Source organism: Streptomyces sp. ActVer, from assembly GCF_027270795.1.
GTDB classification, from domain to species: Bacteria; Actinomycetota; Actinomycetes; order Streptomycetales; family Streptomycetaceae; genus Streptomyces; species Streptomyces umbrinus_A.
Window position 1 is genome coordinate 1 of the sequence record NZ_JAPWHT010000706.1, and the last position, 3,470, is coordinate 3,470.

Consider the following 3,470-nt stretch of genomic DNA (forward strand, 5'->3'; position numbering starts at 1 on the left):
CGGCCGGCCGGGCGGCGCCGCGGGCCGGGCGGGCCGGGGCAGGCGGGAGTTGGCCCTTGAGGGGGCCCCACTCGTTGGGGTCGGGAACGCCTGGCGGGAGCATCTGGCGGCGCTTGGGGCCGCCGTGTTCCGACTCCCCCGGTTCCTTCGCACCCGGCCAGGCCTTGACCACGCGGGCGGCGAGGACGAAGTCCTTGCGGAGGGGGTGGCCCTCGAAGCCCTCGGGGAGCAGGAGGGGATCCAGGCCGGGGTGGCCCTCGAAGGTGACGCCGAACATCTCGTGGGTCTCGCGTTCGTGCCAGGCGGCGCCCGCGTAGACCTCGACGGCGGAGGGGAGTACGGGGGCGTCGTGCGGGACGGTCGTCCGTACGAGGAGGCGGCGGACCGGAGCGAGGGCGACGACGTGGGCCGAGACGCGGAAACCGGTGCCGGGTTCGTCGACGGCACTCAGCCAGTCGAAGTACGTACAGCCGAGCACGTCCCGCGCGGCCTCCAGGGAGGCGAGCCAGGACGTCGGCGGCACGTCGACCGTCAGGACCTCGTACGACTCCTCTGCCGTGGTGTCCGGGCCGAAGAGTTCCTCGACGGGGGCGGGGAGCCAACCGGTCATCGGGCGTCCCCCGTGGCCGACGGCTGTGTGGACGACTGCGCGGACGGCGTCGCGGACGGAGGCTGTACGAGGCCGCTCTGGAGGGCCGCCGTGGAGGGGCGGGAGGTTCCGTAGCGCTCCCCCAGCGACTCCCGGGCGATCTTCTCCTGGAGCTTGAGGATGCCCTGGAGGAGGGCCTCGGGCCGGGGCGGGCAGCCGGGGACGTACACGTCGACGGGGATGATCTGGTCGACGCCCTTCGTCACGGAGTACGAGTCCCAGTACGGGCCGCCGCAGTTCGAGCAGGCGCCGAAGGAGATGACGTACTTCGGCTCGGGCATCTGCTCGTACAGGCGCTTAACGGCCGGGGCCATCTTGTCGGTGACCGTGCCGGACACGACCATCAGGTCGGCCTGGCGGGGGCCCGGCGCGAACGGGATCACACCGAGGCGGATGAAGTCGTGGCGGGCCATCGACGCCGCGATGAACTCGATCGCGCAGCAGGCGAGGCCGAAGTTGAAGACCCAGAGCGAGTAGCGGCGGCCCCAGTTCAGGACCACCTTCATCGGCTCGGGGGCGAGGCGTGAGAGCACGCCGAGCCGCTTCGGCTCGGGCAGGAGCACAGGCCCCGGGGTCACGTCCGTGTTCGGAGTCATGTCCGGAGCCATGTCTGGGGTCATGTCTGGGGTCACGTCCGGGGTCACGTCCATGTGAGGACGCCCTTCTTGTATGCGTACAGCAGGCCCACGGCCAGGAAGCCGAGGAAGATGAACATCTCCACGAGCGTCGCCGCGCCGTAGCCCGGAGCGGCGAAGACCGTCGCCCAGGGGAAGAGGAAGATCGAGTCGACGGCGAAGATCACGTAGAGGAAGGCGTAGACGTAGTAGCGGACCTGGGTGTGGGCCCAGCCCTCGCCGACGGGGTCGACGCCGCATTCGTACGTCATGAGCTTCTCGGGTGTCGGAACGACGGGCCGCAGCAGACGGCCCGCTCCGAAGGCGACGGCGACGAACAGCACGCCGACCACGGCGAGCAGTCCGACGACCGAATAGGACTCGAAATAGTCCGCCGCGAGGACGGTCCCGGCTGTCTCGGCGGCCCCAGCGGTCCCGGTCGCCACGACCATGGTCGGTTCCGGCACGTCCGCCCCTCGCTCCCTGACCTCGTACGACCCCGTACTTACCACGCGCCGACTACGCGTGCGCCGTGCGATGCGCCGCGTTCGACGATCTGTACGCACCGGAGTCTAGGGCCTGATAAAGAGACGGTAAGCAGCCCGTCACGGGTAGGCATGACGTGACGGCTTTCCCGGGCAGCACTTCGGCTGCATTCAGGCCGTCTCCCGGCCGACTTCCGGCCGTCTTCAGCCCGTCTTCCGGGCACCCTCCGGCCGGTCTTCAACCGGAGGATGGTGGGGTTTACCCCAGGGGATCCGGGCGGTCCGCCTCATGGCGCAGCGGCCCGCGGCCCGGCAGGCTGGCGCCTATGACCGAACGCATCCTGGCCGCCGACACTCCGGACGGCGCCACCGACCGGCCGCCACCCGCGCGCTTCGCGTACGACCGGCACACCTGGAAGGAGATCGCGCATCTCCTGGCCAACCTGCCGGTGTCGCTCGTCGGGTTCACGTACGTGGTGACCGTGCTGTTCACGGGTGCCTTCCTGACCCTGACGGTGATCGGGTTCCCGCTGCTCGCGGCCGGGCTGATGGGCGCGCGCCAGCTGGGCAAGCTGGAGCGGGGCCGGGCCAGGGGGCTGCTCGGGGTGCGGGTGGACGAGCCGAGCCCGCTGCCGTTGCGCGGGCGGGGCGGGTTCTTCGCACAGCTGTGGATGGCGCTGAAGGACCCGGTCGGCTGGCGCACGGTGCTGTACGAGTTCATGCGGCTGCCGTGGGGCGTGGTCACGTTCACCGTCACCCTGGTCTCGTTGTTCGTGCTGTGGCCGGTGCTTCCGTACATCGCACGGGGACTGGCCAACGCGGACCGGGCGATGGTGCGCGGGCTGCTCTCGCCCTCGGACGAGCTGGAGCGGCGGATCGCCGAGCTGGAGTCGGACCGGGGAGTGGTCGTCGACACGGCCGCGGCCGACCTGCGGCGTATCGAGCGCGATCTGCACGACGGGGCTCAGGCCCGGCTGGTGAACCTCGCGATGGGCCTCGGTCTGGCGAAGGAGAAGCTGCTGGAGGGCCAGGCCGACGAGACCGTCGCCGCCATGGTCGACGAGGCGCACGGCGAGGTGAAGCTGGCCTTGCAGGAGCTGCGGGACCTGGCCCGCGGCATCCATCCCGCGGTCCTCACCGACCGCGGTCTGGACGCCGCGCTGTCCTCGGTCGCCTCGCGCTGCACGGTGCCGGTGAAGGTGACCGCCGATCTGCCGACGCGGCCGGCCGCGGCCATCGAGGGCATCGCGTACTTCACCGTCTCCGAGCTCCTTCAGAACGTCAGCAAGCACAGCGGGGCGCGGTCCGCGTCCGTCGACGTGTGGCGCTCCGACGACCGCCTCCTCATACAGGTCTGGGACGACGGCCGCGGCGGGGCCGCCCTCGACGGCGGCACGGGAATGGCGGGACTCGCGGACCGGCTCGGCGCGGTGGACGGCCTGTTCGTCATCGACTCACCGGTCGGGGGACCGACGACGATCACGGCCGAACTCCCGTGGCGGGACCGGGAACTGACCGGGTAGGCGGAACCGGTGGGGCGGAGCGGGTGGAGTGGGCTGAGCAGGCAGGACGGGCGTGGATGCGGACCTCGCGTCCCCCGGTCCCGGCCTGCACACCTGCCCGCACACACGTGCCCAGTCTGCACGGGAGGACGAGGCCAAGGCGTCCCTCGACACCCATCCTGTGCCGCGCTGGTACATGGACGCCAAGTTCGGCATCTAC

At 71.1% G+C, this 3,470-nt stretch carries 4 protein-coding genes; 1 reads left to right on the plus strand and 3 read right to left on the minus strand.

What is annotated here, in order from left to right; genetic code table 11:
• The 3 genes from O3Q52_RS50830 to O3Q52_RS50840 all read right to left on the minus strand — a co-directional run.
• Positions 1–610, minus strand: a 610-nt coding sequence (locus tag O3Q52_RS50830; protein ID WP_269655202.1) for an NADH-quinone oxidoreductase subunit C, incomplete at its 3' end; no start/stop codon positions are given.
• Positions 607–1,245 carry an NADH-quinone oxidoreductase subunit B gene (locus tag O3Q52_RS50835; protein ID WP_269655203.1) on the minus strand — a complete coding sequence of 213 codons (639 nt, stop codon included), beginning with the start codon at positions 1,243–1,245 and terminating at the stop codon, positions 607–609. The genes O3Q52_RS50835 and O3Q52_RS50830, both read right to left, overlap by 4 nt.
• A 44-nt stretch (positions 1,246–1,289) precedes the next feature.
• Complete coding sequence (locus tag O3Q52_RS50840) at positions 1,290–1,715, minus strand: NADH-quinone oxidoreductase subunit A (protein WP_269655205.1); 426 nt, start codon at positions 1,713–1,715, stop codon at positions 1,290–1,292.
• Positions 1,716–2,074: 359 nt separating this feature from the next.
• Between O3Q52_RS50840 and O3Q52_RS50845 the strand changes: the two genes are divergently transcribed.
• Positions 2,075–3,271, plus strand: coding sequence for a sensor domain-containing protein (locus tag O3Q52_RS50845; RefSeq protein WP_269655204.1), 1,197 nt, complete (start codon positions 2,075–2,077; stop codon positions 3,269–3,271).
• Positions 3,272–3,470: the final 199 nt, after the last annotated feature.

Excerpts from the sequence above, each read along its gene's own strand:
- O3Q52_RS50835 (WP_269655203.1), bottom strand. The coding sequence starts at position 1,245 with ATGACTCCGAACACGGACGTGACCCCGGGGCCTGTGCTCCTGCCCGAG.
- O3Q52_RS50840 (WP_269655205.1), bottom strand. The coding sequence starts at position 1,715 with ATGGTCGTGGCGACCGGGACCGCTGGGGCCGCCGAGACAGCCGGGACC.
- O3Q52_RS50845 (WP_269655204.1), top strand. The coding sequence starts at position 2,075 with ATGACCGAACGCATCCTGGCCGCCGACACTCCGGACGGCGCCACCGAC.